The sequence below is a fragment of the Bartonella acomydis genome (assembly GCF_039543025.1).
In the GTDB taxonomy this organism is placed as follows: domain Bacteria; phylum Pseudomonadota; class Alphaproteobacteria; order Rhizobiales; family Rhizobiaceae; genus Bartonella; species Bartonella acomydis.
On the sequence record NZ_BAABIY010000012.1, the window covers coordinates 86,488 to 110,262 of the forward strand.

A 23,775-nucleotide genomic window follows, 5' to 3' on the forward strand; every position below is an offset into this window, starting at 1 on the left:
TTAACCTCATCGTCAATATTTTCCATGAATATTTCACGAAGTATTTTACAAAGAATAACACAATCACTGAATAAAAATGGCAAAGTACAAAAAAATGAACACACACATCCCCCCACTTGAATCTTCCATTGCAGCATGGCAAAATCTACAAAAAGATATCACAGAAACGTGTAAAGACTATAATCGCCGCCCAGAAGAGGTGCAACTGATTGCTGTTTCAAAAACTGTTTCTGCAGAAGATATATGCCCTCTTTTACAAGCAGGTCAAACTGTCTTTGCAGAAAACCGCGTGCAAGAAGCAGCTGAAAAATGGCCCATCTTGCGTCAACAATTTGAAAATATTGAACTTCACCTCATTGGTCCCTTACAATCGAATAAAACAGCACAAGCAGTTAAAATTTTTGATGTCATTCAAACGGTTGATCGCGAAAAAATAGCCAAAAGTTTGAGCACAGAAATGCAAAAGCAACAAAAACATCTCCCCTGCTATGTTCAGGTTAATATTGGCTTAGAACCGCAAAAAACTGGCATTTCACCGCAAGAAGTGGTCCCTTTTGTTGCCCAATGTAAAAATCACTATGAGCTTGATATCATTGGCCTCATGGCCATCCCCCCCGTTGAGGAAAACCCCGGACCTTATTTCGCCCTATTAGCCAAACTAGCAAAACAAGCCGGTCTACCAAGGCTTTCCATGGGCATGTCCAATGATTTTAAAACAGCTCTACAATTTGGCTCGAATGTCCTTCGCATTGGCGCTGCTTTATTTGGAAACCGCCCTCTTTGATCACTTCACCACCCAAAGTACCCCAAAAAAGAAACCTTTATATATAAATAGGTGCGTTGCACATGAGTTAAAAAACTGTCGCGAATTTTCTCAACTTCTCCAACAATTATAAACCATTCGCCCACTTTCCAATGGCATAAAGCGGGTAAGAAAAGATTTTCTATACACTAAAAAGGATAAAATGCAGGCAACAATTGCCTAAAAAAAGCACTAACCTCAATACATGCATACAAACAATAACAACACAATGGAGTTCAACTATAGAGATATTTTTTGTTATTCTTGTAAATCACAAGAGAATACAAAACAAAAAACATTCGCGATAAAGCTCCTTCATCTTCGTTTTTTAGGTTATTTTAAATAATTCTCATTTTTTTATGTGCTTATAAAAAGTTCTAAATATAATACACTCTGGCGCATTAAGCCCCGCAAGAAGCATAAAATATTCTCTTCAATATGATCATATCAGATTTTAAAATTGACTATTCCAATCTTTGTCATTTAATCTACCCTCAAAATGAAAAGCTTACGGGGAAGTTTTGCCTAAAGGTACCATGGCTATTTTTCCTAAAATAAATGAAAAGAGGGAACTTATGTCTGAAAAAATCTATCCAATACCAGATGATATAAAAAAAAATGCTCTCATCAACGAGGAAACCTACCAACAATGGTATCAGGAAAGCATCAATGATCCAGAAAGTTTCTGGGCAAAACATGGTCAATGCATTGAATGGTTTAAACCTTTTACAAAAGTAAAAAATACTTCCTTTCATGATGATATATCGATTCAATGGTACGAAGATGGCATAACAAATGTTGCCTATAATTGCATTGATCGCCACCTGAAAATCCATGGAGACAAAATTGCCTTGATTTGGGAAGGAGATAATCCTTATCATAATAAAAAAATCACCTATAACGAACTTCATAAACATGTTTGCCGTTTTGCCCATATCTTAAAAAATCACGGCGTCAAAAAAGGTGACAAAGTCACCATTTATTTAACCATGATTCCCGAAGCAGCCTATGCCATGCTTGCTTGCGCCCGCATTGGTGCCATTCATTCAGTAATTTTTGCGGGCTTTTCGCCTGAAGCAATAGCAGGACGCCTTGTTGACTGTGAATCGACCTTTATCATTACCGCTGATTATGGTTTGCGTGGTGGCAAACGAATTCACTTAAAAGATAATGTTGACCATGCCATTGAGATTGCAGCCCGCCAGAATGTGCATGTGGACCAAGTCATGGTCATACGGCGCACCTGTGGGCCAATCAATTGGGTAGAAGGACGGGACTTTTGGTATCATGAAGAAATCGCTTATGCAAAAACAGATTGCCCAGTAGAACCGATGAATGCTGAAGATCCGCTTTTTATTCTTTACACTTCAGGCTCCACAGGCAAACCCAAAGGAATTTTACATACAACAGCAGGCTATCTTGTTTATAGCGCACTGACTCATCAATATGTTTTTGATTATCATCCTGGTGAAGTTTACTGGTGCACTGCTGACATTGGCTGGATTACCGGGCATTCTTATTTGGTTTATGGGCCTTTATGCAACGGCGCCACCACTTTAATGTTTGAAGGCACCCCAACCTTCCCTGACAAAGGCAGATTTTGGGAAATTGTTGATAAACATCAAGTCAATATATTCTATACCGCCCCAACCGCTATTCGCGCCTTAATGGGGGCAGGCAATTCATTTGTTGAACGCTCAAAAAGAACATCTCTACGCCTGTTAGGCACCGTAGGCGAGCCCATTAATCCAGAAGCATGGGAATGGTTTTATCATACGATTGGCAACAATCACTGCCCCATTCTCGATACATGGTGGCAAACCGAAACAGGAGGGCATATGATCACCCCCCTCCCCGGAGCCACTCCCTTGAAAGCAGGCTCCGCCACACGTCCTTTTTTTGGAGTACAGCTGCAAATCATAGACGAGCAAGGAAATATTCTGGAAGGAGAAGCGGAAGGCAATCTTTGTATTATTGACTCATGGCCCGGACAAATGCGCACGCTCTATAATGATCACGAGCTTTTTATTCAAACCTATTTTTCCACCTTTAAAGGGAAATATTTTACAGGCGATGGCTGTAGACGCGATAGGGATGGCTATTATTGGATTACGGGACGGGTGGATGACATTCTCAATGTTTCTGGACACAGATTAGGAACAGCGGAAATTGAATCAGCGCTTGTTTCACATCCTGCCGTTTCAGAAGCAGCAATTGTTGGTTACCCTCACCCCATTAAAGGGCAAGGGATCTATAGTTTTGTTACCTTAATGGAAGGCACTCTGCCAAGTGAAGAATTGCACAAAAAGCTGATTAAACATGTCAGAAAGGAAATAGGCTCCATTGCCATATTGGATAAAATTCAATTTGCCCCACAACTTCCCAAAACACGATCAGGAAAAATTATGAGACGCATTTTACGCAAAATTGCTGAAAATAATTTTGATAATTTAGGAGATATTTCAACTCTTGCTGAACCACAAGTGGTTGATGATCTTATTGCCAACCACCAAAATAAAGAAACCATGATTTAGGGTACAATATCACCGGTGTGCTGAGGCCAATACCCCTATCCTGTTTACCAACTGAAAATATTACGGCCACTCTTGTATTGAAAGAGTTCATGAAAAGTATATCTACATTTCTCCTAAACTGTTTTTATCTACACACACATTTTCCATAAAGGGCAAACGAATGGTTTATATGCATCATAAAAAGGCTTATCCTGAATAAATTTTACTATCTGCAAAACCTCCTTATCAAATTGTAAAATGATAAAATATTTTTATAAATCAATCTCTTTTGGCAAAAGAAAAAACAACAATAAAAAATGAGCAAAAACTAAAATTATAAAAGGTGAATTTTAGCGCATATTGAAGCGATAAAAAGCACAAACTTTATCAACCGTAAAATGAACAAGATCAAGGTTAAGCCGAAAAAACAGGTTTAGCAATTCTCATGTTTCTACTAGAAACACCTTGGAGTTCTTGCTAAAATCATAAATAAAGAACTATAACAAATATTTTACAAACAATATTTCTCAAGCACAAATGAGAAACATTATAAAATGTGAAGTATGAATAAGATTAAAAACAATAGAAGCAAAAGTTCTGAGAGTAATATACGATAAAAGCAGAAGTGGGAACGAAAAGTGATTCATTTTGAAAACGTCGGACTACGCTATGGGATGGGCCCTGAAGTTCTTCGTGATATTAGTTTTCATATTCCTGCTGGCTCATTTCAATTTCTCACGGGAGCCTCGGGGGCGGGTAAAACATCGTTGATGCGTCTTATGTTTTTAGCACTCAAACCAACGCGTGGCCACATTGATTTATTTGGGATGGATACGGCATTACTCAAACGGCAAGAACTTCCAGCATTACGAAGACGTATCGGTGTGGTTTTTCAAGATTTTCGCCTCCTTGATCACATGACTACTTATGAAAATGTTTCTTTACCCTTACGCATTAAAGGGCAAGAAGAAGCAACCTATCGCAGTGAAGTAGAAGATCTTCTTTGTTGGGTAGGATTGGGAGATCATATTCATGTTTTACCACCGGTTCTCTCTGGTGGAGAAAAGCAAAGGGTAGCCATTGCCCGCGCACTCATTGATCAACCTGAAATTTTGCTTGCTGATGAACCAACAGGAAATGTAGATCCACCTTTAGCAAAACGCTTGCTCCGTTTGTTTATTGAATTAAACCGTTTTGGAACAGCTGTTGTCATTGCCACTCATGATATTGGCCTGATGGAACAAGTCGCAGCACGGCGTATGCTTCTCCATAATGGACGGATGACAATTCATGAATAAATCTTTCCCTATTTTTACCAGCAATCAAAAAAACACCACAGCGATTATTCCCAGTAGCAATATTTCTGGGCAAGCACTGGTTACCGTTATTGCTATTATGACATTTCTTTCAAGCCTCACATTGATCGGTGTTGATTTAGTCCAACGTGCAGCCTATAGCTGGAGTCATCAAATTAGCTATGAAGCGACCATTCAAATACGCCCCATGGAAAATGTTGATATCGAAAAATCTCTTCATGATGCAGTTACATTGGTTAAAACATTTGATGGTATAGAAGATGCAACAATTGTTGATCAAACAGCCACGGAAAAACTGCTCGAGCCATGGCTTGGAACAGATTTTAATTTGAATGAATTGCCCCTTCCCCGCCTTATCATCGTCACTCTAAAAGACAAAGAGGAAATTGATCTTCATGCTATCAGTAAGGCAATCAAAACACAAATTCCAGGAGGTCAGTTTGATGATCACCGTGTGTGGGTCAAGCGTTTTACAATCATGGCCCACACCACTGTTTTGATTGGTTTTGCAATTTTAACACTGGTTCTAGGCTCATTGATACTCACCGTTATCTTTGCCACACGCAATGCACTAGCACAAAATGCACATATCATCAATGTGTTATACTTTCTTGGCACAGAAACCCTTTTCATTGCACGACAATTTGACTGGCATTTTTTTAAAACTGCGCTGCGTGGTGCATTATACGGTGGTTTTATAAGCGCAGTTCTCTTTCTTATCTTTGTCTTTTGGACAAACTATAATTTAGGGGGAGTAGAAGCGAGTCAAATAACTGCCTTGTTTGGACATCTTTCCGCAAACTCTCTCCCTTATGGAAAAATCATTGGTCTTATAATTTTTGTTTCTTTTCTTACCATGTTTACAAACCGCATGACCATTTTTACCCAACTTAAAAAAATGGATCAATGCGAAAACGGTCTTTTTTAATTTTATGATTCACAACATCTATAATTCTCACCCACAGATGCAAAACACCTCTGAACCTTTTGCGAAAAAGCATAGCATACGCCACCCATGGCAGCGCGTATTTCGCTATTTTCCTCCAACAGCACTTGCTCTTTTGTTAATTGTTCTGCTTTTCTGTATCGGTTTTGTTATTTTTTCTGAAAAAACCGAGCGACTTCAACCTCCAAATCCTTTGCCGAAAGCTGATGCCATCATTGTTCTTACCGGAGGAGAAAATCGCATAGAAACAGGGCTTAATCTCTTACAAAAGAAACTTGGTTCGCGACTTTTGATCAGTGGCGTCAATACAACCACAAATTTGAAAAGTTTTATGCACAGCCCTCATATTACCCCTCAACTCTTCACCTGTTGCGTTGATCTCGGACACAAAGCCACGAATACCAAAGAGAACGCTGAAGAAAGTGCATCTTGGATTAAAAAGCACCATTATAAAACAGTTTATATCGTCACCCATGATTATCATATGTGGCGCTCAATGCGTGAACTCAAATACTTAATGCCTAACATTCATTTTATTGCTTATCCTGTTAAAAAAAGCAGTAATGAAAGCATGATACAACAGATCAACCAAATACGCATTCTTGCATTCCAATATATCAAAACACTCCAAGTCTACATAAGAACTGCATTTTGATCTTACCCCTCCTGATTTTCTAAAATTTCCCCCCCTTCTTTTCAAGACAATTCTCTGGAAATTCTTTGATTCCCACGCAATATGATTCTTAGCAATTTCCGCAATATTGCTTGCCCAATCTTCCCAATAATTCCGCGTACCACATTTTTTGACGATCTTTGCTATAATCGCACGCGAAAGCTCATCTACAGAGAAAGAAAACTCCCCTTGTCTCTCATCTGTAAAAGAACAAGACAACAACACTCCCATAATTGTCGCAACTTAATCACGCGAGAGAGCAACAACTGGATCAAGCCGTGAAGCTTGCCGAGCAGGTGAAAAGCCAAAACATATCCCAATGAGTATTGAAAAAGTAAGAGATATGATGATTGAATCCATCGTATAAACGAGGTGGATAGGCGCCTTAAAGAGCAAAAACAAACCACCGATAGAAAGTCCAAAGAGAATTCCCAACCCCCCGCCAACGACACAAACCAAAATTGCCTCAATGAGAAATTGCTGCAAAATATCACTTTGGCGCGCGCCCACTGCCATACGAACACCAATTTCATTTATCCGCTCCGAAACAGTAACTAGCATAATATTCATCACCCCAATACCACCCACAATCAGTGAAATAGCAGCAATAGAAGACACCAAAAGCGTTAAAATCTGTGTACTTTCTGTGATACGATCACGAAAGAGCTGAGAATTTCTAATGAAAAAATCTTCCCCACCATGACGCATAATAAGGAAACGTTTCACCATATTCTCAGCTAAATTTGAATCAACATGATCGGCGATCTTCACGGTAATAGCCCGAACTTGTGTTGTACCAAGAAAACGCGTTTGTAAGGCTGTATAAGGCAAATAAACCTGCAACGTATTTGAAGTCCCTCCTCTCATATGTTGCGGATCTACCACACCAATAATGCGTGCAGGAACATCGCCCAAATGCACAATTTTCCCTATGGGACTCCCATGATTATGAGGGAAAAGCACCGCAAGTGCTTCTTTTTCAATAACGAGATCAACCGCTCGCTCATGCACACTTTTCTGATCAAACAGCTGCCCTTGCACAGCTTTAAGTCCTTGTGTTTGAAAATATTGTTCTCCCACCCCAGAAATGACTGCATTGGCTTCAACCGCACCAAAACGAACAGTAGAGCTTGCTGAAATCTGAGGAGTTACACCAGCAACATAGGGCAATCTTGATAGAGCGTCTGCATCCGCTTCCACCAAACTGGTTATTTTCTCTGCTTGTGGATCAGAGAGGCTTTTTCCAGGAAAAATGGTTAATGTATTGGAGCCCAAACTTTTAAAGTTTTCCATAATTTTTTCCCGCGTACCATTTCCCAAAGCAACCATAGCAATAATCGCCCCAATACCGATAATTACCCCAAGCATAGTTAAAAAAGTACGCATTCGGTGAGCATTCATTGCCAACAACGCCATAACAAATGCTTCACGAAACCGTTCAGCAAAAGAACGGAAAAAACTGAGTATTTGTGGATTTTTTAGATTTTCTTGCTCCTGAAGAGGTTGAGTGCTTATTTTTGTTTTTGCACCTTTTGAGAGCTTATCAGTAATAATTTCTCCATCACTGATTTCGATAATACGATCTGCTCTTTTAGCCACCTGCATATCATGCGTAACAATGATAATAGTACGCCCTTCTTGATGGAGCTCATCCAAAATACGCAAGACTTCTTGGCCACTTTGTTTGTCTAATGCACCGGTTGGTTCATCGGCAAGAATAACCTCAGCATTATTCATCAGTGCCCGCGCAATTGACACACGTTGTTGTTGACCTCCTGAAAGCTGATTGGGACGATGATTTATTCGATCTCCCATGCCAAGACGTATTAAAAGGTCCTCTGCACGCTTTTTTCTCACACTTGGTACACATCCTGCATAAATAGCAGGAATTTCCACATTACCAAGCGCTGTTAATTCATTAAGCAAATGGTAGCGCTGGAAAATAAATCCAAAATAATTACGCCGCAAAGCCGACAATTCATCAGCAGAAAGGGCAACTGTTTCTTTCCCTGAAATCAAATAACGACCAGAAGTTGGACGATCAAGACAGCCCAAGATATTCATCAAAGTGGATTTTCCTGAACCGGAAGCACCCACAATTGCCACCATTTCACCACGCTGAATGGTAAGATTGATATTTTTCAAAACAGTGACAAATGTTTCACCGGCAGGAAATGTGCGCACAATATTTTCTAAAACAAGGACAGCATCTGCTTGTTCTGTCTTCATGGCTTAATTCTCACCTTTGCTCTGTTCACTAGGAACATCTGGCATAACTCCATCAGGTGAACCTGTAATAACCACGTCTCCCTCATCAAGCCCTGAAACAACCTCTGCCATCACTTTGTTATTAAGCCCAACGGTTATTTTTTTTGCCACTACTTTATCTTTTCCCACCAAAACAGAAACCCATGCGGTATGCTCTTTTGTTTCATCACGCAAAGCATCACTTGGCACCAACAAAACATTCTGAGCGCGACCTAAGATAATATGAACTTGCGCAGTCATATAAGTCCGTAGAAAATTGTCCGCATTCTCCACATGTATAATGCCATTATAATAAATAGCCGATGATATAAGAGCACTAGAACCTCCTCCCATACCAGGATTAATACTCACATCAGAACGAATTGCTTCAGGAGCTGGCTCTACCCTTTCTAGAACTCCCTCATAACGACGCTGCGCATTCCCCAAAACCGTAAAATAAAGGGGTTGTCCTGCCTGAACTTTAAGAATGTCGGCTTCTGAAATTTGTGCTTTAATTGTCATTTTTGATAAATCACCCAAAATAACAATTGTTGGCGCTGATTGAACCGCGTTAACATTTTGTCCTTCCTCAACAACAGTTGCTAACACCGTCCCCGCTGAAGGAGCGGTCACACGGGTATAGCCTAAATTGACCTCTGCACTCTCCACATCAATTTGTGCCTGTATAATCTGTTGACGCAGTTGCGCAATTTGCGCTTCGCGTATTTTCACTTGTGTTGCAGTCTCATCAAGATTTGCTCGTGAAATCGCCCGTGCTTCGAACATTTTATTCTGACGCTCTAAGTTTTTCTGTGCAAGGGAGAGGTAAGCTTCTTGTTCCACCAAACTTGCATAATAGTGAGATAATGCAGCTTTTTTTCTTTTCAGATCATTTTCTTGATCTGTAGGATCAATTTCTGCCAAGAGATCGCCTTCTTTAACGACACTTCCAGGGACAACACGCATAGACACTACACGCCCTGTTGCACGCGCACCAACAGCCACCAATCGATAAGGACGCACGAGACCAGAAGCTAAAACACTTTCTTCGATATCACCACGTTTTACCACTGCTGTCATATAAGCCGGCGTTGATGTTCCAAAAAAAACAGAACGCAACCATAATAAGATGATAAGGAAGAAAACAGTTAAAAAAAGGGAAAGCTTTTTGCGTTTTTTAATAAATTTTTTTATGGAACTTTTTTTCATTGCTCTACCTTTGTACGCGAATGATGTGCAACATCGACAACTTCTGGACGCGACACATCAACAACACCATCCCAACCACCACCCAATGCCTTCATCAATGCAACATATTGAGTAACCAAAGAAACACGACTATCTTTCAGAGCCATTTGGGCAGAATAATAAGAACGATTAGCATTTAACAATTCGAGGAAGCTGGTATTTCCATTTTCAAAAAGGCGGCGTGAAAGCTGTAAAGAACGCAACGAAGCTTTATCTGCAATGATAAGCTTTTCTAAACGCTGATGTTCTTTGGTTAGTCTGATCAGCGCATTTTCCACATCTTCTAAAGCTGACAACACAGCAGAGCGATAAGCAATAAAAGCCTGATCACGCTGTGCACGCGCCACTTCAACAGAAGCCATAATTTGTCCCCCATTAAATAAAGGAAAACGAATCCCAGGTCCAAAAGACCAGCCAATTGTTGAACTTTTCCACAATTGGTTTATTTTCTCTGTTGCTGTTGAAATACTACCGGTTAAAGTAAGTGATGGGTAGAGATCTGCTTGACGCTGACCAATCCGCGCTGTTGCCTGCGCATATTGGCGTTCAGCCCGTCGCAAATCGGGACGCGTTAACAAAATATCCGCTGGAATTCCTGCTGGTATTGGCCATTTTGGTTGCGGAATTTTCGCGTGTTCTGCATTTTTTTGTAAAAGATCTTGCAACGCTGTAGGCACACGCCCCGTTAAAACGGACAAGCGATGAATACTCATGGCCAAATTAGCTTCCATTTGCGAGATATCTGCCTCTGTATTCGCCACTTGTCCTTGCGCATTTGACACATCAAGCTCTGAAGCATCACCAGCTGTTAATTTGCTCCGTATCAATTCATATGTTTTACGTTGTGAGGAAGCAATTTGCCGCACAATCAACAATTTTTGTTGCCAACCGCGTAACTGAACATAATTTGTTGCCACATCTCCAAGCAGCGTCACCATAATAGCACGCATATCTTCTACAGAAGCTTCAAGACCATAACGTGCAGCTTCAACAGCTCGCTTATGCCCACCAAAAAAGTCAAGCTCCCAGCTAGCATCAAAACCACCATGATATTGCGTGAAAGCCCGTTCTAAAATTCCACTTGGGGAAGCAGAATCACTACGCGTTCCTGAAACTGAATTTACCACATTTGGCAAAAGAGAGCCAACAGTTTGCCCTAAACTGGCACGCGCCTCACGCACCCGTGCTTTGGCAATAGCAATATTATTATTTTCAGCAATAGCATCATTCATTAAGGCATTCAAAATAGGATCATTCAAATGCCGCCACCATCCAGCAATCTTAACTGCACGCCCAGTAGTCTGTGCAGATTGCTGTCCCCACTGTGCTGGAACACGAAAAGATGTTTTCTGGTAATTAGGCCCAACCATACATCCTGACAATATAAGAAAAAATAACAAAACACTATAAAATAATCTGTTAGAAACAGCCCCTTTGAGATTTCTGATATACATCGACTCTCCCATATTTCTTCAGAATCAATAACGAATATTAATATTTTATTTACTTGTTATTTCAAAATTGACGTGAAAAATCAAATACAGTTTGTACCGGAACATGATCTGAAGGTTGCTTCCATCCCCGTGCAGCACCCAAAATTGCAAGATCAGTCATAAAAGGTGCTAAATCTGGAGAAGACCAAATATGGTCCAGCCGCCGTCCACGATCAGCAAACACCCAATCACGTGCACGATAACTCCACCATGTATAAAGTTTAACGGGAACAGGAAACTGCATACGCATCAAATCAACCCAGCCCCCTTGATTGCATAAAGCCTGCAAACACTCTGTTTCAATAGGTGTATGGCTTACGACCTTCAACAATTTTTGATGAGACCAAACATCCTCTGGCAAAGGAGCAATATTCAAATCGCCCAGCAAAAGAGAAGAAAAACCATTTCCTTGATGTGCACGGATAGCAAACATTTCTTCTAGAAAATCAAGTTTATGACGAAATTTTTCATTGATATCAGCATCAGGCACATCCCCTCCAGCGGGAACGTAAAAATTATGAATCTGTATTTTTCTGCCGTAAACCTCAACAATGACTGAAAGATAACGACAATCTTGTTTTTGACAAAAGAAACGGTTTTCCACAGTTTTAAAAGGCAAACGTGAAACAATTGCCACACCATTGTAAGATTTTTGCCCACTGAGTGCAATATACTTATATCCGACAGCTCTAAAAGCCTCCACTGGAAATAAAGCATCTGGACATTTTGTCTCCTGTAGACACAAAATATCGGCATCAAAGAGTTCCAAATACTGAAAAACCTGCGCAAGACGCAAACGAATAGAATTAATATTCCAAGTTGCAATACGAAAGATCATCTCTTTCAATCCTAATGAAAAACAGCGCACTATTTCTTCCCGGGCAGTGTAAACATTCCTTCAACAAATCTAACACCTGTTCGTACATTCATAATTTGAACAGTGGTTTCTAAATTCTGTTGATCAACAATTGTCCATTGCCGTAAAGCAACATTTTTAGAATCAAAAACCATCCTAATTTGCCCTGCTCCCATGCTTTTATCCCGCAAAACAATTGTCACCGCTCCTGGATCCTCACGAAATGCAAATAAACGTCCAGATGATACATTAATTTTATCATCTAAGAGAAATTTCATTGGTGTTTGAGAAAGCTGTGAAAAATTCCAAGTATTCAACGCACGATTGTTAATTCCCACGAATTGACCATCTGCAATGATCTGTAAAGGTATTTTTTTGTACATAAAACGAATTTTCCCTGGACGTTCTAAATAAAACGTACCCTGAGACATTTTTCCCTGTGGACTAAATTGAATAAAGTCACCTGTCATTGTTTTCATTGCCGCAAACTGATTAACAATATTCTGCGCCCTTACCACTTTATTAGATGCTACCTTATTGGATGCCAGTTTATCAAATGATTGAGAAAAAACAGGAAAAGTTAAACACAAAAAGATAATAATTCCAAAAAAACCAAAGATTCTCCTTTGTGGTAAAAATGACGTTTCCATAGAAAATGCTCCCAAGCAATATACATTTAGTTTCTAATTTAAGTAAAATAATGAATAAATACCCTTCTCCAAAAGAAAAAGATATTCTTTTAGAAGACTATCAAAAATTTTATTTCAAAAAGGCTCTTTTGCGGCAGACATAAAACCTTCATTTTCTCGGCATGATTTGCTCAACTCAATAACGCTCTCTGCTTTCATCCGCTAAAACAATGAAGACGAACAATTTAGCCTATACCTAAACAGCGCTGAACATAAGAAGTTGAAGCTTTACGATCATGAAAAACGAGTACAACGGCTTGATTATAGAGATTATCTAATGAAACAGAAATCAAAGAAACATCCACCTCTTCTTTGCGATCTCTTACAAACGCTTGCCACATAATCAATCTGCCCTTGAAGCTTTAAAGTCATTAAATTTCCCCCTTTTGCCGCATAATTAGCAGAACTTATGATATCTTTTTCCCCACTACGTTCGATAAGAAAAGTAACACAAATGATAATGAATCCTCAACGAGAAATAAAATACCCAACAGCCATTCTCGCTCACTGAAATATTCTTTTCAGTAATAAAAAACGTTTTTATAATATACACGAAAGCAAGAGTTCTTGACTGTATAATGAAACGGCAACTTATGAATAAACACCCTTTAAAAAATCTTATTTGGAGAAACACTCACAAGTTTTCATTTTAAAAGCGTTCTTCTTCGGCAGGCACCAAAATTTCTCGTTTTCCCGCATGATTTGCTGCACTAATAATACCTTCCTCTTCCATCCGCTCAATCAATGAAGCTGCACGATTATAACCAATACCTAAACGGCGCTGAACATAAGAAGTTGAAGCTTTACGATCACGAAGAACAATTGCTACAGCTTGGCTATAAGGATCATCTGCCGCAGGAGAAGCCAACGATGCCTCCGCATCATTTTCTGTCACTTCCTGCGTAATAGTCTCCAAATAATCAGGAAGTGCTTGCGCTTTAAGGTGCATGACAACCTGCTCCACTTCATCATCCGCCACAAAAGGTCCATGAACACGCTGAACACGCCCTCCTCCCATCATAAACAGCATATCTCCCTGTCCTAACAATTGTTCAGCGCCCTGTTCACCAAGAATTGTCCGGCTATCAATTTTTGAACTGACCGAAAAAGAAATGCGTGTAGGAAAATTGGCTTTAATGGTCCCAGTAATCACATCCACCGAAGGACGCTGTGTTGCCATAATCACATGAATCCCCGCAGCACGCGCCATTTGTGCTAAGCGTTGCACTGCCCCCTCAATATCTTTACCGGCTACCATCATCAAATCGGCCATTTCATCAATAATAACAACGATATAGGGCATAGGACTAAAATCAAGTTTTTCCGTTTCATAAAGAGGCTCACCCGTCTCATGGTCGAAACCAACCTGAATGGTACGCACCATTGTCTCTCCTTGTCTTTCTGCGTCTTTGAGACGTGCATTAAACCCATCAATATTGCGTACATTCAGTTTTGACATTTTACTGTAGCGCTCTTCCATTTCACGAACAGCCCATTTAAGCGCAATCACTGCCTTTTTAGGATCTGTCACCACTGGTGTTAACAAATGGGGAATACCATCATAAACTGAAAGTTCAAGCATTTTCGGATCCACCATGATGAGGCGGCATTGTGCAGGTGTCATACGATAAAGAAGCGATAAAATCATGGTATTAATGGCAACAGATTTTCCCGAGCCTGTTGTACCTGCCACCAAAAGATGAGGCATTTTTGCTAAATCGGCAATAACCGTTTCACCCCCGATTGTTTTACCCAAAGCAAGTCCTAACTTTGCTTTACTCTCAACAAATTCTTGTGCTTGTAACATTTCTCGTAAATAAACCATCTCACGCTTTGCATTGGGCAATTCTATTCCAATGACATTGCGTCCTGGCACCACAGCAACACGTGCTGAAATTGCACGCATTGAACGTGCAATATCATCTGCCAAACCAATGATACGGGAAGATTTAATACCAGCTGCTGGTTCAAATTCATACAAAGTGACTACCGGACCAGGACGTGCATCAATAATTTTTCCCTTCACACCAAAATCTAACAAGACCCTCTCAAGTTCTTGAGAATTAGCTCTCAAAGCAGCAGGAGAAAGTTTTGCATTCCGAATAGAGGGGGGAGGAACCGAAAGATAATCTAAATGTGGAAGAAGAAAACCACCATTTAAAGAAGTTGGTACAGATTTTAAAGCACGCTTTTTAACAGGAGAAACGCGCGTTTTATCTTGATTTTCCTGACATGATGTTTTTTCATTTCCAAAAATGGGTTCAATCCTCTCCAGTGATTTTCCCAATGAGTTTGACTTCTCTTGCCTCTGAGAGCGATTTTTGAAGGAAAAAAAACGAAAAAAACGTGCTTGTAAAAAATAGAAAAGATGGAGAATAGCGCCACACGTTGTTACAAAAAAACCATGCTGCACTTCGTCTTCGGCATCCTCTGTGTCTTCTAACGCATCAAAGTGTGGCTCAATACTTTCATTTTTTTGGATATTTTTTGCTTTTCTTTTCTTTGTCCGGCGCCGCCATACCACATTACCTGCAAAAGCAGCTATAAAAAAACCTAATACGATAACCACAAGACTTAAAAGCACTTTCTGAAACGGAGAAAGAACAACAGGAAAAATGGAATAAAGGGCACTTAAAGTCTTATCCCCTAAAACCCCGCCCAAGCCCATTGGCAAAGGCCAATATGTAAAAGAAGCAACAGGTGTCATAAGAGCAAAAGAAATTAAAAAACAAATCGCTGATACCACCCACAAAAAAAGGCGAAAAAACAAATTGTAGATATTTTTTTGTGCCAACAAAAGAAATGACCAAAACAATGGTGGCAACAACACACCAAGACCAGCCAAACCGAAAAACTGCATAACAAAATCTGCAAAAATTGCTCCTGGCCATCCCATAAAATTTGTAATTTTATTTGTACTTGCGTGCGTTAATGAAGGATCTGCAACATTCCAAGTTGCCAAAGCAAAAGCGCAAAAAATAAGAAAACCCAAAAGCCCAAGTCCAATGAAAACACCAATTTGGCGCAAAAACATTTCAAGTAGCCTTGAACTGTAAGATTTTTGCACTTCTAATGAATCATAAGGAGAAGAACTCTGATGCATCTATCAATTCCAAATACAAAACCTTTACATTAAAGAGTTGTACATTATGACCACAAAATATTAACACAGTTTTAACCATCACAATTATAACCATTTTAAACCTTTGAGAACCGCAAAACATTTTCTTTAAAAAAGATAATATAGAGCACATTCATGCAACTTAAAAAAATACCATATTACCTTTATCCGATTTAAGTTTTCTTTTGCATACAATGAAATATAATAATGATAAAATACTTCGGATCTCTACCCCATCAAATGATAAGATGAAATTTAGAATGAACGCCACAAATGATCAACAAGAGGAAAAAACCATAAAAAAACAGCCTTTTTATCCACCAGCAAGCGCAAGAAGATAAACACATCTGTTCAAAGTAAGAAAGAAATGAAAATAAAACGCGAAATATTGTATATTATATAAAAGGGAATGTAAAAATTATCCTATTGAAGACCGAACAAATAACCAACAATGGAATGAAGTGTTGTGTATTCTAACCCCGATAAAAATGTAAAACTCAATAAAAAAACAAAATCCAATAAAACGATAAAACAATGCGATCTTCTCATTGCTGGGGGAGCGGTTGTCGGATTAACGCTGGCGGTAGCGCTCAAACAAGTCGCCCCTGAACTGAAAATCAATATCGTTGATGCTGCTCCTCAAAAAGATTTCCCCATTTCCAATATACGAACCATCGCCCTTGCTGCTGCTTCTATTCGTATGTTAAAACAATTACAATGTTGGAAACATATAAAATCCTATACCCAACCCATTCACTCAATGATCATCACTGATGCATGCACAAATGATCCCGTTAAACCAACTCTTTTAACCTTTGAAGGAGATATTACTCCCGATGAGCCTTTCGCGACCATGGTGGAGCATAGAGAACTCATCAAAGCCTTAAAAAAACGTGTAAAAGATCTCGCTATCCCTATCATTGCAAATGTGCGTGTTGTTGATTTTCACCAAGAAGAGCAACATACAACTGTTACTTTAAGCAATGCACAAATTTGGCAAACCAAATTGCTTATTGCAGCTGATGGAGCCCATTCGAAATTACGCGAAAAAGCAAATCTTAAAAATTTCTCTCACCCCTATAAACAAACAGCCATCATCTGCACCATCGAACATGAAAAACCTCATAACGGACAAGCAATTCAACATTTCTTCCCCGCAGGTCCTTTCGCACTTCTCCCCTTAAAAGGCAACCGATCTGCCATTGTATGGAATGAATTCCATAAAACCGCGCAATATTATCTCAAAGCTGATGCCCTTATTTTTGAAACAGAACTGGAAAAACGCATTGGTCATAGGCTTGGAAAACTCTCCTGGAATGGCGAACGTCAAGCTTTTCCTTTGCAGCTCTCTTTAACACGCCAATGCATTAAACCTCGTTTTGCTCTCATTGGTGATGCTGCTCACACAATTCATCCCCTTGCAGGACAAGGACTCAATTTAGGATTACGTGATAGCGCCGCACTCGCTGAAGTGATTATTGAAACAGCACGATTGGGGCTTGATATTGGCTCTCTTACTGCTTTAGAGCGCTATCAAAGTTGGAGACGTTTTGAAACCACACGTATGGCTTTAAGCAACGACTGGCTTAACAAACTTTTTTCTAACGATAATCTTTTCTTACGAATGCTGCGCGATACTGGTCTTGGAATTGTCAATAAAACACCAAAAATAAAGCAATATCTTATTCAAGAAGCTTCCGGTCTGTCCCCTCATGCCCCACGTCTACTACAAGGCCTCCCTCTTTAAGAAAAATGAAAAAAACGTACCATTCACTCTTTGCAATCTATCAATAAAACTTCTTCTGGTCTTAAAGTTTAAACCCTTTGTTCATTAGTCCATACAAAAATCTTAGAAGTACTATGAAAGAAAAATTTACAACACTTTGATTTATAATAATTATTGTTTTATCTATGAGAAGTAAAAAAACAAATATCGTAAGCTTCTCTCATTTCAAATCTATTTTATATTAGATCAATCAAAACTGTTCCTGTACACATACAAACAGCACAAACATGTGTATAAAATACTTAAAGACAAGGAATCAAAACTCCTCTTATGAACGCGCTCTCCAATACAAGAGCTATTACAACATTGGCAGCAAAGAGTATGATAGATACTGCCAACTTATATCTTCATAAGTGTAAAGGTAAAGATAGTGGTGCACAATGGATTTCACCTCATACCGTATACCGTAAAGGGATTTACAAGATACCACAAAGCCTACTATCACCATTTGATAAATTATGCTTACCTCTCTCTACTGTAAAAAACAAACAGAAGCTCAAAAATTATCCTATCTTATTATCTTCAAGACACTCTTTCAGTGATGCATAGGATAAATTTTAATAATAAATACCTTGAACAGGCATCACAAAATCCTATCAAAATATCAAAATCAACATTTATTATGGAAATTTCATCCCCCAAAACATTTTTTCATCTTTATCATACAAATGATAAAAAATGAAGCAAAGATCTAATATCTACAACCACACCAAAAAAAGACTCAAAAACATAAAAACATCAGAGCATGGCATATAACAATATAGCTTTTGTGCTTAAATGAATCAGTTGTAAAGATTGCATATGCATTATGTTACTTCTAGTTCTTCAAGTGCATAACCACTCTCCAACCATTCTTTAATCCATTTAGGCCTACGTCCACGCCCATTCCATAACTCCCATTGATTGTTGGGATTTCTATAATGACGTTCTTTACTGACAAGATCAGCAATATCAATTCCATGTGCACTAGCAATTTCAAGAATTTTTCGCCGTGCATTCTGTTTTTCTTTTGCTTGCCGCCTTTTCAATTCCACATCAATTCGAGCACGCATTTCTTGTAGCTCATCAAAATTCATATTTTTGAGATCATTCACCTTAATTACTCCCCTGGCAAAAAATAATTGCATTTTGCCATATTTTTAACACAATTATAGACAATTTTTGTCTATTTATTATCGAAATTAAAATTACGATGGATATATCACTTTAACGGAGATGTGCTTTGAGCCACGAAGAATTATTTATTGGTGTTTCAATTGTCACAACTGCATTCCTTTTCAGCGCAACAGCTAGAATTGGTAAGAGGAATGTACAAATACCACCGTATCTCCCTGATCTTTACAAAGCAGCAGTTAAAAGTGAATATAAATCACCATTTTATAAACTATGGCAATATGCAACAAAGAACAAGTCCTCTTTGTATAATGATAATATGATTCATTCTAGCGATAAAAAACGTTCTCGGATACGATGGTTTTTTAGTGCATATCAATATTATTCAGAAAAATTTCGACAGATAGAAAATTGTAGCAAACAATCAATCTTAGAAACTTTTCAAAAGTGGTTTTCATGTGGAAATGTCTCCTTTTTTTACAAATATAACAATGGTAACATCAGCTGGTATAATGTATTCTGTGTTATTCCGTGTATTTACCTAGTTTACCAAAGACTAGCATACGTCAAAAATGTTATTAAAAAAGATCGCATCTATAATTGCAAAAGCTATTCTCAACGAAACAAATTAGTTCTACAAATTTATAAAAATGTCAGAGGATTGTCTGGCAAAGAATCACGTAAAATTAATGTTTGCATCAACAAAATTTTTTATCATAAGGTCTGCTTCTTATGATTATTCCTCATTTCATAATGTTTTCTGTTACATACGCATCAATTCAACAGCCTACAGTACTCCCTTCTGTTGTTGTGCAAGAATCTTTGGGAAAGATCTGTGCAATAATAAATAATAATCAATTGCTACATCCGTCTTCCCTATTTGGAAAAGCAATTGCAAAAACTGAACAGCATATACAGAATAAACATAATTTTGACATATATTGGAGGCAGATTGATGATGGAAATCTCAAATGGTTTCTTCCTTTCTTTTCTGTTGTAATGCCTCCTTATAAAAGTTTTGAGGTTGTGCCAACTGCTTTAAAGCATTGTCGTAAACAAGTTGTTTTACGCTATAGTGTTAAACGGGATGTGCTCAGTCTTTACAATACAGAGAATTCCAAAAATAATTTTGCCAATGTTGAAGTGCAGAAAATTGCTTCACGTATCAAAGTAGAAACTCCTGTCGAAGAATCACAAGAGCCAGTGAAACTTAAGAGAGAAAATCCAGAACAGATAATTGATTTGGAATCTTTGCCTATCTTCTTGGAAGAAGATGCATTTACGCACAAAGCAAGTAGTGTTCATGATGCTTTTAAGATTGAGGATTCTTCGTTGGAAAAACAACAGGAGTAATGATCATTATATTTAAAAATTAGAATGACAATTTTGATAGGAAGCTGTGATGAAAGGTAGATAAAAAAATGTTAAAGCTCTAATTAGTAAGATTGGATAAAATCTTTTCTAATTGAGGGCATAAATAATGAAAATGATAGAGCAAAACAGCATTGATAGAGCATTTAATCAGAAAGCAGCGCGTGAAATTACCATTGTAATGCGCTCAGAGAGAGAATGGTATTTTACATTTGTTGCAGATGACCCAGTAACCGGTAAAGCAAATAAATATACACTTCTTACGCAAAGAGGAAAACTAAGAACTTGGGCTGATCCAAAATATCTTTTTAAGTTTCTTCACGAAAGAGGAGTTATCTGTGGCAATTTTAAGCTTAATGAGGACGAAAAAAATGAAACAAGTAAATATTTTTCAAACAACGGTTCGTAATAAAATCATCACAACGACTGCGGCTGTAACTGTATTTTTTATGACACATCCTATATATGCTCAAGCGCAAGTTTTGGGCAAGGCAAAAACAGCTTTAGAAACACTTCGAGACCAATTGAAAATAATTGTTCCTATTGCCGCTACCATAATACTTTTATGCTTAGCAATCGGCTATGCAGGACGCTACATTGAAAAAGACACTTTTGTGCGATGGGCAGTTGGTGTCGTCATCGCTGGTTCAGCAGTTGAACTTGTCACAATGTTATTTCAAAATGCATAGTGAAAAATTATCAAAGAGAATTATCGCATAAAAATTTTATTCTTCAGTTGTAGATAAATGGGTAATAATATCATTTGGTATTAAAAAATAAAAATAGTGCTTATAAGGCAGCATTAATAAGAGCAAAAAATGAAACAATTTAATCATTTCCAAACAAAAAATAATAATCGGATTGTTGTAGTTTTTGCAGTTATAACTGCATTTTTTATAACTCATCCTGCGTATGCTAAACTAGATAAGGCTGCAAACGCATTAGGTAATCTTAAAACAGATCTTATTAATAACATTATTCCTGTTGCCGCTGCCGTTATACTTTTGTGTTTAGCAATTGGTTATGCAGGACGCTACATCGGCAAAGATACTTTTGTGCGATGGGCGGTTGGTGTCGTCATCGCTGGTTCAGCAACTGAACTGGCCTCTTTATTTTTTACCGGAAAAGTATAAGCCCCCATTGAAATATGAAATGTTTCTTTCTTTGCAAGAAAGAAATTTGGTAGCAGTTGTTCTACATCAATTACAATCTAATTAGGCTAAATAACATGAAACAATTAACTATTTTTCAGTTACAAAAAAATAATAGAATTAACGCGATTTTTGCAACTATAACTCTATTATTTATGAATAATCCCGCGTATGCTCAAAAAACTTTAGGCAATGCAAAAAAAGCTTTAGAAGGCTTGCAAAAAGATCTTATTGATCACATCATCCCTCTTTCTGCTGCCGTTATCCTTTTGTGTTTAGCAATTGGTTATGCAGGACGTTATATTGAAAAAGATACCTTTGTACGGTGGTCAATTGGTGTTGTCATCGCCGGATCAGCAACTCAACTTGTCGGGATGCTATTTAAGCCATAATGAAATTAAACATACTTAACATTTTAACAAAACAGATTTTATTTATGGGTTATAGATAAATTGGTAATGATATCCCTTAATATTAAAAATAGAAATAGCATTCATAAGAGAGCAGAAAATGAAACAATTCAATAATCTCCAATCAAAAAATGATAGGAAAATCTTTGCAATTTCTACAGCTTTAATTACGTTTTTTATAGCACATCCTGCATATGCAGAATTAAAGCATGCGAAAGATGCCTTAACAGCTCTGAAAACGGATCTTATTAGCAACATTATACCTGTTGCTGCTGCTGTTATACTTTTATGTTTAGCAATTGGTTATGCAGGACGTTACATCGGAAAAGATACATTTGTACGCTGGTCAGTTGGCGTTGTTATCGCCGGTTCAGCAACTGAACTTGTTAAAATGTTATTCGGCTAAGTTATAGAGTCTCTAACATGAAATGCTTCTCTTCAGGAAAGGCTGTCTTCACTAATAGTCTTTATTTATGCAGAGAGATAAATATTATTAAAACTTTAATGAGAATAAAATATGAAACAATTCAATAATCTCCAATCAAAAGATGATAGGAAAATCTTTGCAATTTTTGTAGCTATAACGGCGTTTTTTATGACTCATCCTGCATATGCCCAAAATACTTTGAACAAAGCTAAAACTGCTTTAGAGGCTTTGCAAAATGATCTTATTAACAATATTATTCCTATAGCTGCTGCCGTCATACTTTTATGTTTAGCAATCGGTTATGCAGGACGTTACATCGGGAAAGATACATTTGTACGCTGGGCAGTTGGTGTTATTATCGCTGGCTCAGCAACTCAACTTGTTGCGATGCTGTTTAAGCCATAATGGGGTTATTTATAAATACCATTTTCACAAAGTAGATTTTACTTATGGAGTATAGATAAATTAGTAGTTATATCACTTAGTATTAACAATAAAAATAGCATTCATGAGCATAGAAAATGAAACAATTCAATAATCTCCAATCAAAAAATGATAGGAAAATCTTTGCAATTTCTGTAGCTATAACGGCATTTTTTATAGCGCATCCTGCTTATGCACAACTAGGTAAAGCTAAAACTGCTTTAGAGGCTTTGCGAGACGATCTTATTGGTAACATTATTCCTGTTGCTGCTGCCGTTATACTTTTATGTTTAGCAATCGGTTATGCAGGACGTTACATCGGGAAAGATACATTTGTACGCTGGGCAGTTGGCGTTGTCATCGCCGGTTCATCAGCTGAACTTGTTAAAATGTTGTTTTAAACCAATTAGAAGTATATAATAAATCAACACAGCACAAAATGTTTTTAAGAAACTTTATTGATGGTTCATAGGTGTACTTATAATAATGTCGTTTATGTTGCAAAAAAGGAAGTATTCTTGAGAGTAAATTCAATTATGATGGGGACAAAGAGATATGAAACAATCAAATATTCTTCAAGCAAAAACTGGCAACAAGATTAGTGCTATTTTTATAACTCTAATTATATTTTTAGTGACTCAATCTGTATGGGCCCAAACGAAAACAAAGAGTATAGATGTATTAATAGGTATGCAATATGGGCTCAGTATGGTAATCCCTATTGTTTGTGCTGTTCTTCTTTTATTTCTCTTAATTATTTATGTATTTCGTATCATAGCAAAAGCTACCTTTATACGATGGGCGTTCAGCGTCATTATCGCTGGAGCAGCATTTTATATTAGCCACATATTATTTTACATCCAATAATGAGAGCCAAACATGAAACCACAACAACATGAAGCATTTCCCTTATTTAAAGGAGCAACTCGCGTTCCAACCATTTGGGGTGTACCAATGATGCCACTCATTGTTATGGTTGTAAGTGTAGCTGTTGTTGCCATGACGATAAATATCTTTTTGTGGATAATTGCACCGCCATTATGGTTCGTTATGGTACAAATTACTAAAAATGATGATAAAGCATTCCGTATTTGGTGGTTATGGATTGATACAAAACTTCGTAACCGCAACAAAAGTTTTTGGGGAGCTTCAAGTTATAGTCCCTCTGATTATCGTAAAAGGAGATAAAC

24 protein-coding genes are annotated in these 23,775 nt (G+C 38.0%); 16 read left to right on the top strand and 8 right to left on the bottom strand.

Annotated features, from left to right (window positions below):
* Positions 1 to 94 precede the first annotated feature (94 nt).
* From ABD909_RS02260 to ABD909_RS02280, 5 genes are all read left to right on the top strand, one after another.
* A complete protein-coding gene (locus ABD909_RS02260; protein ID WP_345096339.1) occupies positions 95 to 784 on the top strand; it encodes a YggS family pyridoxal phosphate-dependent enzyme in 690 nt (229 codons plus the stop codon).
* Between the two features lie 593 nt (positions 785 to 1,377).
* Positions 1,378 to 3,336 carry an acetate--CoA ligase gene (gene acs / locus ABD909_RS02265; RefSeq protein ID WP_345096340.1) on the top strand — a complete coding sequence of 653 codons (1,959 nt, stop codon included), beginning with the start codon at positions 1,378 to 1,380 and terminating at the stop codon, positions 3,334 to 3,336.
* A gap of 617 nt (positions 3,337 to 3,953) precedes the next feature.
* Entirely contained in the window at positions 3,954 to 4,613 is a 660-nt protein-coding gene (gene ftsE / locus ABD909_RS02270; RefSeq protein WP_345096341.1) for a cell division ATP-binding protein FtsE, read from the top strand.
* Positions 4,606 to 5,559: a cell division protein FtsX gene (locus ABD909_RS02275; RefSeq protein ID WP_345096342.1), complete on the top strand. Its 954-nt coding sequence runs from the start codon at positions 4,606 to 4,608 to the stop codon at positions 5,557 to 5,559. Before ftsE ends, ABD909_RS02275 begins: the two co-directional genes overlap by 8 nt.
* Before the next feature lie 37 nt (positions 5,560 to 5,596).
* Complete coding sequence (locus ABD909_RS02280) at positions 5,597 to 6,232, top strand: YdcF family protein (RefSeq protein WP_425547929.1); 636 nt, start codon at positions 5,597 to 5,599, stop codon at positions 6,230 to 6,232.
* Positions 6,233 to 6,493: 261 nt separating this feature from the next.
* Here the strand turns inward: ABD909_RS02280 and ABD909_RS02285 are convergent, their stop codons facing one another.
* From ABD909_RS02285 to ABD909_RS02315, 7 genes are all read right to left on the bottom strand, one after another.
* Positions 6,494 to 8,479 carry a MacB family efflux pump subunit gene (locus ABD909_RS02285; RefSeq protein WP_345096345.1) on the bottom strand — a complete coding sequence of 662 codons (1,986 nt, stop codon included), beginning with the start codon at positions 8,477 to 8,479 and terminating at the stop codon, positions 6,494 to 6,496.
* Between the two features lie 3 nt (positions 8,480 to 8,482).
* Entirely contained in the window at positions 8,483 to 9,706 is a 1,224-nt protein-coding gene (locus ABD909_RS02290) for an efflux RND transporter periplasmic adaptor subunit (protein ID WP_345096346.1), read from the bottom strand.
* On the bottom strand, positions 9,703 to 11,199 hold the full coding sequence (locus ABD909_RS02295; protein ID WP_345096347.1) for an efflux transporter outer membrane subunit: 1,497 nt from the start codon (positions 11,197 to 11,199) through the stop codon (positions 9,703 to 9,705). Before ABD909_RS02295 ends, ABD909_RS02290 begins: the two co-directional genes overlap by 4 nt.
* Positions 11,200 to 11,260: 61 nt before the next feature.
* Positions 11,261 to 12,076 (bottom strand): exodeoxyribonuclease III, encoded by an 816-nt coding sequence (locus ABD909_RS02300; RefSeq protein WP_345096576.1) that lies wholly within the window; start codon positions 12,074 to 12,076, stop codon positions 11,261 to 11,263.
* A gap of 29 nt (positions 12,077 to 12,105) precedes the next feature.
* Positions 12,106 to 12,744 carry an outer-membrane lipoprotein carrier protein LolA gene (locus ABD909_RS02305; protein WP_345096348.1) on the bottom strand — a complete coding sequence of 213 codons (639 nt, stop codon included), beginning with the start codon at positions 12,742 to 12,744 and terminating at the stop codon, positions 12,106 to 12,108.
* 224 nt (positions 12,745 to 12,968) lie between these two features.
* The gene (locus ABD909_RS02310; RefSeq protein WP_345096349.1) at positions 12,969 to 13,124 is read right to left on the bottom strand and encodes a DNA translocase FtsK; all 156 of its coding nucleotides are present in this window, start codon (positions 13,122 to 13,124) and stop codon (positions 12,969 to 12,971) included.
* Between the two features lie 308 nt (positions 13,125 to 13,432).
* Complete coding sequence (locus ABD909_RS02315; RefSeq protein ID WP_345096350.1) at positions 13,433 to 15,886, bottom strand: FtsK/SpoIIIE family DNA translocase; 2,454 nt, start codon at positions 15,884 to 15,886, stop codon at positions 13,433 to 13,435.
* A 484-nt stretch (positions 15,887 to 16,370) separates the two neighbouring features.
* On the opposite strand from ABD909_RS02315, the gene ABD909_RS02320 reads away from it, so the two are divergent.
* Positions 16,371 to 17,651, top strand: a complete 1,281-nt coding sequence (locus ABD909_RS02320; RefSeq protein ID WP_345096351.1) for a ubiquinone biosynthesis hydroxylase — start codon at positions 16,371 to 16,373, stop codon at positions 17,649 to 17,651.
* Between the two features lie 845 nt (positions 17,652 to 18,496).
* On the opposite strand, the gene ABD909_RS02325 is transcribed toward ABD909_RS02320, so the two are convergent.
* Positions 18,497 to 18,784, bottom strand: coding sequence for an H-NS histone family protein (locus tag ABD909_RS02325; protein WP_345096352.1), 288 nt, complete (start codon positions 18,782 to 18,784; stop codon positions 18,497 to 18,499).
* 751 nt (positions 18,785 to 19,535) lie between these two features.
* Here ABD909_RS02325 and ABD909_RS02330 point away from each other — a divergent pair.
* The 10 genes from ABD909_RS02330 (at position 19,536) to ABD909_RS02375 (ending at position 23,773) form a co-directional block, all read left to right on the top strand.
* Positions 19,536 to 20,156 (top strand): lysozyme family protein, encoded by a 621-nt coding sequence (locus tag ABD909_RS02330; protein WP_345096353.1) that lies wholly within the window; start codon positions 19,536 to 19,538, stop codon positions 20,154 to 20,156.
* A 127-nt stretch (positions 20,157 to 20,283) separates the two neighbouring features.
* The gene (korA, locus tag ABD909_RS02335) at positions 20,284 to 20,583 is read left to right on the top strand and encodes a KorA family transcriptional regulator (protein WP_345096354.1); all 300 of its coding nucleotides are present in this window, start codon (positions 20,284 to 20,286) and stop codon (positions 20,581 to 20,583) included.
* Complete coding sequence (trwL, locus tag ABD909_RS02340) at positions 20,546 to 20,863, top strand: VirB2 family type IV secretion system major pilin TrwL (protein ID WP_345096355.1); 318 nt, start codon at positions 20,546 to 20,548, stop codon at positions 20,861 to 20,863. Before korA ends, trwL (ABD909_RS02340) begins: the two co-directional genes overlap by 38 nt.
* Positions 20,864 to 20,992: 129 nt before the next feature.
* Positions 20,993 to 21,307, top strand: a complete 315-nt coding sequence (gene trwL, locus ABD909_RS02345) for a VirB2 family type IV secretion system major pilin TrwL (protein ID WP_345096356.1) — start codon at positions 20,993 to 20,995, stop codon at positions 21,305 to 21,307.
* A gap of 95 nt (positions 21,308 to 21,402) precedes the next feature.
* Positions 21,403 to 21,717 (top strand): VirB2 family type IV secretion system major pilin TrwL, encoded by a 315-nt coding sequence (gene trwL, locus ABD909_RS02350; protein WP_345096357.1) that lies wholly within the window; start codon positions 21,403 to 21,405, stop codon positions 21,715 to 21,717.
* A gap of 118 nt (positions 21,718 to 21,835) precedes the next feature.
* Complete coding sequence (gene trwL, locus ABD909_RS02355; RefSeq protein WP_345096358.1) at positions 21,836 to 22,141, top strand: VirB2 family type IV secretion system major pilin TrwL; 306 nt, start codon at positions 21,836 to 21,838, stop codon at positions 22,139 to 22,141.
* A gap of 111 nt (positions 22,142 to 22,252) precedes the next feature.
* The gene (trwL, locus tag ABD909_RS02360; RefSeq protein ID WP_345096359.1) at positions 22,253 to 22,567 is read left to right on the top strand and encodes a VirB2 family type IV secretion system major pilin TrwL; all 315 of its coding nucleotides are present in this window, start codon (positions 22,253 to 22,255) and stop codon (positions 22,565 to 22,567) included.
* Positions 22,568 to 22,683: 116 nt separating this feature from the next.
* Entirely contained in the window at positions 22,684 to 22,986 is a 303-nt protein-coding gene (gene trwL, locus ABD909_RS02365) for a VirB2 family type IV secretion system major pilin TrwL (RefSeq protein ID WP_345096361.1), read from the top strand.
* Between the two features lie 154 nt (positions 22,987 to 23,140).
* On the top strand, positions 23,141 to 23,452 hold the full coding sequence (locus tag ABD909_RS02370) for a conjugal transfer protein (protein WP_345096363.1): 312 nt from the start codon (positions 23,141 to 23,143) through the stop codon (positions 23,450 to 23,452).
* A 12-nt stretch (positions 23,453 to 23,464) separates the two neighbouring features.
* Positions 23,465 to 23,773 carry a VirB3 family type IV secretion system protein gene (locus tag ABD909_RS02375; RefSeq protein ID WP_345096364.1) on the top strand — a complete coding sequence of 103 codons (309 nt, stop codon included), beginning with the start codon at positions 23,465 to 23,467 and terminating at the stop codon, positions 23,771 to 23,773.
* The last annotated feature ends 2 nt before the right edge of the window (positions 23,774 to 23,775 follow it).

Coding starts and splice junctions, on each gene's coding strand:
- ABD909_RS02275 (WP_345096342.1), top strand. CDS start 4,606: ATGAATAAATCTTTCCCTATTTTTACCAGCAATCAAAAAAACACCACA.
- ABD909_RS02370 (WP_345096363.1), top strand. CDS start 23,141: ATGAAACAATCAAATATTCTTCAAGCAAAAACTGGCAACAAGATTAGT.
- ABD909_RS02300 (WP_345096576.1), bottom strand. CDS start 12,076: ATGATCTTTCGTATTGCAACTTGGAATATTAATTCTATTCGTTTGCGT.
- trwL (WP_345096361.1), top strand. CDS start 22,684: ATGAAACAATTCAATAATCTCCAATCAAAAAATGATAGGAAAATCTTT.
- trwL (WP_345096355.1), top strand. CDS start 20,546: ATGAAACAAGTAAATATTTTTCAAACAACGGTTCGTAATAAAATCATC.
- ABD909_RS02290 (WP_345096346.1), bottom strand. CDS start 9,706: ATGAAAAAAAGTTCCATAAAAAAATTTATTAAAAAACGCAAAAAGCTT.
- ABD909_RS02375 (WP_345096364.1), top strand. CDS start 23,465: ATGAAACCACAACAACATGAAGCATTTCCCTTATTTAAAGGAGCAACT.
- trwL (WP_345096359.1), top strand. CDS start 22,253: ATGAAACAATTCAATAATCTCCAATCAAAAGATGATAGGAAAATCTTT.
- ABD909_RS02330 (WP_345096353.1), top strand. CDS start 19,536: ATGATTATTCCTCATTTCATAATGTTTTCTGTTACATACGCATCAATT.
- ABD909_RS02260 (WP_345096339.1), top strand. CDS start 95: ATGAACACACACATCCCCCCACTTGAATCTTCCATTGCAGCATGGCAA.
- korA (WP_345096354.1), top strand. CDS start 20,284: ATGAAAATGATAGAGCAAAACAGCATTGATAGAGCATTTAATCAGAAA.
- ABD909_RS02305 (WP_345096348.1), bottom strand. CDS start 12,744: ATGGAAACGTCATTTTTACCACAAAGGAGAATCTTTGGTTTTTTTGGA.
- trwL (WP_345096357.1), top strand. CDS start 21,403: ATGAAACAATTAACTATTTTTCAGTTACAAAAAAATAATAGAATTAAC.
- ABD909_RS02285 (WP_345096345.1), bottom strand. CDS start 8,479: ATGAAGACAGAACAAGCAGATGCTGTCCTTGTTTTAGAAAATATTGTG.
- trwL (WP_345096356.1), top strand. CDS start 20,993: ATGAAACAATTTAATCATTTCCAAACAAAAAATAATAATCGGATTGTT.
- ABD909_RS02310 (WP_345096349.1), bottom strand. CDS start 13,124: ATGTGGCAAGCGTTTGTAAGAGATCGCAAAGAAGAGGTGGATGTTTCT.
- acs (WP_345096340.1), top strand. CDS start 1,378: ATGTCTGAAAAAATCTATCCAATACCAGATGATATAAAAAAAAATGCT.
- ABD909_RS02280 (WP_425547929.1), top strand. CDS start 5,597: ATGCAAAACACCTCTGAACCTTTTGCGAAAAAGCATAGCATACGCCAC.
- trwL (WP_345096358.1), top strand. CDS start 21,836: ATGAAACAATTCAATAATCTCCAATCAAAAAATGATAGGAAAATCTTT.
- ABD909_RS02315 (WP_345096350.1), bottom strand. CDS start 15,886: ATGCATCAGAGTTCTTCTCCTTATGATTCATTAGAAGTGCAAAAATCT.
- ABD909_RS02295 (WP_345096347.1), bottom strand. CDS start 11,199: ATGTATATCAGAAATCTCAAAGGGGCTGTTTCTAACAGATTATTTTAT.